The sequence below is a fragment of the Actinoplanes sp. NPDC048791 genome, assembly GCF_040650095.1.
In the GTDB taxonomy this organism is placed as follows: Bacteria; Actinomycetota; Actinomycetes; order Mycobacteriales; family Micromonosporaceae; genus Actinoplanes.
In genome coordinates, this window is record NZ_JBEZGQ010000711.1 from 1 (window position 1) to 4,509 (window position 4,509).

Here is a 4,509-nt window from a genome sequence, read left to right on the forward strand (position 1 = left end):
CGACGGGCCGCCGGACGACGGCGCCGGTGGGCCGGAGGCCTGAGCGATCGCCCGGAAGTCGGCGTCCCAGGCCGAGGCCGCTTCCGCTGCTCGGGAGGCGTCGTAGACGGGGTGGTGCACGGCCCGGCGGCGGCCCGGGTCGCCCGGGTAGCGCTGGCCGGGCAGGGGTTCCCATTCCCAGGTGATCTCGTACACCCAGGCGGGTTCGTCGTCCCAGCGGTCCGCGCCGGAGTGGGAGCTCCAACCGTTCATCGGGCAGCCCTCTGGGCGGCCGATGGCTGGTTACGCTCCGTCACGACGGTTATCCACCTTGTCGGAAATGGCTCGTGGCAGGGCGGTGCACCGGGTACAGTCGCCCGGCTCCGCTGCGGGGGTTGTGGAAGGAGATTAACGGCGTGGACCGGCTCGACGCCAGGGTGCCTCAGATCTCTCCGCACCGGCCGTTCCGGGACACTCTCGTTACTTCCGGTGCTCTCGCATGGTCAGGTTTCCGGAGGTACGCCACCTACCGGCAGGCGACGATAGCCGGGGCGTTCACCAACACCGTCTTCGGGTTCCTCCGCTGTTACGTGCTGCTCGCCGTGGCCGCGGGTGCGGTCGGTGGCCGGCCCGCCGGCTACGACGCCGCGCAGCTGACCACTTTCGTGTGGGTGGGACAGGGGTTGCTCAGCGTAGTTGCGCTCTGGGGGTGGACGGAACTGGCCGACCGGATCCGCAGCGGTGACGTGACGGCCGATCTGCTGCGGCCGGTTCATCCGGTGCTCAGCTATCTGGCCCCGGACCTGGGCCGGGCCCTGCACTCGTTGCTCTTCCGGTTCGTGCCGCCGGTTGTCGTCGGCCTGATCTTCTTCGATCTGTATCTACCCGGCCGCCTGTTGACCGTGCCGCTGTTCGCGGTGTCCGTGCTGCTCGCCGTGGTCGGCAGCATGGGCATGCGGTTCCTGGTCAACGCGACCGCGTACTGGCTGCACGATGCGCGCGGGCCGCTCGTACTGTGGACGCTGGCGGCCGGGGTGCTGGCCGGGCTCTACTTCCCGCTGCGCTTCCTGCCCGACTGGCTGGCCGTGACGCTGTGGGTGGCCACGCCGTTCCCCGGCTTCCTGCAGACGCCGCTGGACGTGCTGATCGAGCGGGATCCCACCCCGGTGCAGGTCGCCCTGGTCGTGCTGCAGGCCTGCTGGGCGGCGGTGCTGCTGGCGCTCTGCGCGCTGGTGCAGCGCCGCGCCGAGCGCCGGCTGGTGGCTCAGGGTGGCTGAGCTGCGGGCGTACGCCGCGCTGCTGGGTGGGCAGTGGCGGTCGATGATGGCGTACCGGGCGTCCTTCGTGGTGGAGATGATCACCAACATCGGGGGTACGGCGCTCGACGTCATCGCCGTCCTGGTGATCTTCCGGGCCACCCCGACCATCGCCGGTTTCACGCTCACCGAGGCCATCCTCATGGTGAGCCTGTCCTCGTGCGCGTTCAACCTGGCCGACTTCGTGGTCGGCAACATCGACCGGCTCACCACGTACGTGCGGACCGGGATGATGGACACCGTCCTGCTCCGGCCGCTGAGCGCTCTGTCCCAGCTCGTGTTCATGGATCTGCCGCTGCGCAAGGCCCTGCGGGTGGCGCTGGCCGTCGTGGTGCTGGTGGTGGCCCTGCGGCTCAACGACATCGACTGGACGCCGGCCCGGGTGGCGCTGGCGTTCGTGGTGCCGGTCGCCGGGGCGGTGTTCTTCGGCGCGATCTTCGTGCTCAGCGCCAGCCTGGCGTTCTGGTGGGTGGACTCGGGGCAGCTCGGCAACGCGTTCACCTACGGCGGGCGGGACTTCACCTCGTACCCGGTGCCGGTCTATGCGGGCTGGTTCCGGGCCGTCTTCGCGTACGGCCTGGGTTTTGGATTTGTGGCCTACCAGCCGGCGCTGGCGCTGCTGGGCCGCACCGACCCGCTGGGTCTGCCGGGCTGGACGGGTTACGTGTCATCGCTGGTCGCGCTGCTCGCGGCCGGCATCGCCGCGCTGGTCTGGCGGTCCGGCATCCGGCACTACCGCAGCACCGGATCATGAGGGGGAGACCGTGACCGTCATCCGGATGGACGGCCTGCGCAAGGACTTCACGGTACGGGTCCGCGCCGGCCGCCTGCGCCGCACGAAACGCACGGTGGCCGCGGTCGACGGCATCGACCTGCGGATCGAGCGCGGCGAGATGGTCGGCTACATCGGCCCGAACGGCGCCGGCAAGTCCACGACGCTGAAGATGCTGACCGGCGTGCTGACCCCGTCGGCCGGAACCGTGTCGGTGTGCGGGCTGACGCCGGTGCCGCAGCGCACCCGGCTGGCGCTGCGCATCGGGGTGGTCTTCGGGCAGCGTTCGCAGCTGTGGTGGGATCTGCCGCTGCGTGAGTCGTTCAGCCTGCTGCGCCACATCTACCGGGTGCCGGCGCCGGAGCACGCCGCCCGGCTGCGGCGCTGCGTCGGCCTGCTGGACCTGGACGGCTTCCTGGACACCCCGGTACGGCAGTTGTCGCTCGGCCAGCGCATGCGCGGGGAGCTCACCGCGGCGCTGCTGCACGGGCCCGAGGTGCTGTTCCTCGATGAGCCGACGATCGGCCTGGACGTGGTGAGCAAGCAGGCCGTGCGCTCGTTCCTGGCCGAGCTGGGGGCCACCGGCGACGTCACCCTGGTGCTGACCACGCACGACCTGGCCGACATCGAGCGGCTCTGCCGGCGGCTGGTGGTGATCGACCACGGCCGGGTGGTGCACGACGGCACGATCGAGGCCCTGCACAACCGGTACGGGTCCCGCCGCCGCCTGGTCGTGGACCTCGACGCACCGCTGCCGCCCGACTTCACGATCGACGGGGCCACGCTCGTCTCCGTCGAGGCGGACCGGCACCGCGCCTCGTTCGACCTGCTCACGGACGAGGCGGGGCCGGTGGTGGCCCGGCTGGCGGCGCTGTCGTCGCTGCGGGACATGTCCCTGGTCGAGCCGGACATCGAGGACGTGGTCGCCCGCCTGTACGCGTCCTAGCGGTGTTCCATCACCAGCACCGCCCAGGTCCCGGGCTCGAGGGCCTGATAGCTGTGCGGGATGTCGCCCGGAAAGGTCACGTAGTCGCCGGGGCCGAGGTCGAGCTCCTCCCGTTCCGGCCCGACCCGTAGCCGGCCCGCCGCGACGACCAGGTGCTCGATGCTGCCGGGCAGGTGCGCGTCGGCCTGCCGGGAGCCGCCCGGCTCCAGCTCCATGACATAGATGTCACGCCGCGCGTGGGCACTGCCGGCGGCGAGCAGGGTCGCGAAGAAGTCGGCGTGGTCGGACTGCAGCCGCGGCCCCTCGCCGGCCCGTACCACCCGGATCTGCGGGGTGGGCGGCTCGACCAGCCGGCTGAACGGCACGCCGAGTGCGACCCCGAGCGACCAGAGCGTCTCCACGCTGGGATTGCCGGTGCCCGACTCCAGCTGGGAGAGCGTCGACTTGGCCAGTCCGGCGCGCCGGGCCAGCTCGGCCAGCGAGATGCCGACCCGCTCGCGCTCCCGGCGCAGGGCCGCGGCGATGGTGGCGAGCGGGGGAGCGGGGTGCGACATGTTCACTCCGTCGATCGAGTCGTTCGGTTTGACGAACGCCAGGCGCGTCGTTCATTATTTTGAACCATGCGTACGCCATCGCGAACACCGGACCGCGCGCTGCTGCGCGACGCAGCGGCCATCGCGGCGGCGATGATCGCGGTGGGTGCGTCGTTCGGGGCCATCGCGATCGCGTACGGGCTGCCGACCTGGGTCCCGTTCCTGATGTCGACAGCGGTGTTCGCGGGCGGCGCCCAGTTCCTCGCGGTCGGCCTGATCGCCGCCGGCAACCCGATCGCCGCGGTGTTCGCCGGCCTGCTGCTCAACGCCCGCCACCTGCCGTTCGGCCTGGCGGTCTCGGCGACCGTGGGCTCCCGCTGGCGCGACCGGCTCATCGGCAGCCACCTGATGACCGACGAGGTGGTCGCGTTCACGCTGGCCGAGCCGGACCCGGTCCGGCGCCGCCGCACGTACTGGCTGATCGGCATCACGCTGTTCACGTCGTGGAACACGGGCACGGCCCTGGGCGTGTGGCTGGGCGGGGCCACCGGCGACCCGGCGACGCTGGGCCTGGACGCGGCCTTCCCGGCCGGCCTCATCGCCCTGATCCTGCCGTCTCTGCGCGACCGCGACACCCGACTGGTCGCCCTGCTGGGCGCGGCGGTGGCGGTGGCGCTGACCCCCGTCCTGCCGGCGGGCCTCCCGGTCCTGTGCGCCCTCCTGGGTCTGGCCGCGGTGTTCCGCCCCCGCCGCCGCACCAGCCACCCGCCCGACACCACCGGCGTCCGGCCACCCGGGCCGGTGAAGCAGGAGGCCGAGACGGGCGTCCGGTCGCGTGGGGTGGTGGGGCAGGGGGTCGAGGAGGGCGTCCGGTCGCAGGGGGTGGTGGGGCAGGAGGTCAGGAACGGCGTCCGGCCGCGTGGGGTGGTGGGGCAGGGGGTCGAGACTGGCGACGGGCCGCCC

General features: G+C 72.2%; 6 protein-coding genes. 4 read left to right on the forward strand and 2 right to left on the reverse strand.

Translation table 11 applies throughout. The annotated features are described in order from the left end of the window. Positions 1 to 252, reverse strand: a 252-nt coding sequence (locus tag AB0C29_RS35135) for a hypothetical protein (RefSeq protein ID WP_360829656.1), incomplete at its 3' end; no start/stop codon positions are given. 143 nt (positions 253 to 395) lie between these two features. On the opposite strand from AB0C29_RS35135, the gene AB0C29_RS35140 reads away from it, so the two are divergent. The 3 genes from AB0C29_RS35140 to AB0C29_RS35150 are packed head-to-tail and all read left to right on the forward strand — an operon-like array spanning position 396 to position 3,013. Then, positions 396 to 1,256, forward strand: a complete 861-nt coding sequence (locus tag AB0C29_RS35140) for an ABC-2 family transporter protein (protein WP_360829659.1) — start codon at positions 396 to 398, stop codon at positions 1,254 to 1,256. Further along, positions 1,249 to 2,049 carry an ABC-2 family transporter protein gene (locus tag AB0C29_RS35145; protein WP_360829662.1) on the forward strand — a complete coding sequence of 267 codons (801 nt, stop codon included), beginning with the start codon at positions 1,249 to 1,251 and terminating at the stop codon, positions 2,047 to 2,049. The genes AB0C29_RS35140 and AB0C29_RS35145 overlap by 8 nt, the downstream gene beginning before the upstream one ends. Positions 2,050 to 2,059: 10 nt before the next feature. Continuing rightward, positions 2,060 to 3,013 carry an ATP-binding cassette domain-containing protein gene (locus AB0C29_RS35150; protein WP_360829665.1) on the forward strand — a complete coding sequence of 318 codons (954 nt, stop codon included), beginning with the start codon at positions 2,060 to 2,062 and terminating at the stop codon, positions 3,011 to 3,013. Here the strand turns inward: AB0C29_RS35150 and AB0C29_RS35155 are convergent. Further along, complete coding sequence (locus AB0C29_RS35155; RefSeq protein ID WP_360829668.1) at positions 3,010 to 3,567, reverse strand: XRE family transcriptional regulator; 558 nt, start codon at positions 3,565 to 3,567, stop codon at positions 3,010 to 3,012. The genes AB0C29_RS35150 and AB0C29_RS35155 overlap by 4 nt on opposite strands. A 66-nt stretch (positions 3,568 to 3,633) precedes the next feature. Between AB0C29_RS35155 and AB0C29_RS35160 the strand changes: the two genes are divergently transcribed. Beyond that, positions 3,634 to 4,509, forward strand: an 876-nt coding sequence (locus AB0C29_RS35160) for an AzlC family ABC transporter permease (protein WP_360829671.1), incomplete at its 3' end; no start/stop codon positions are given.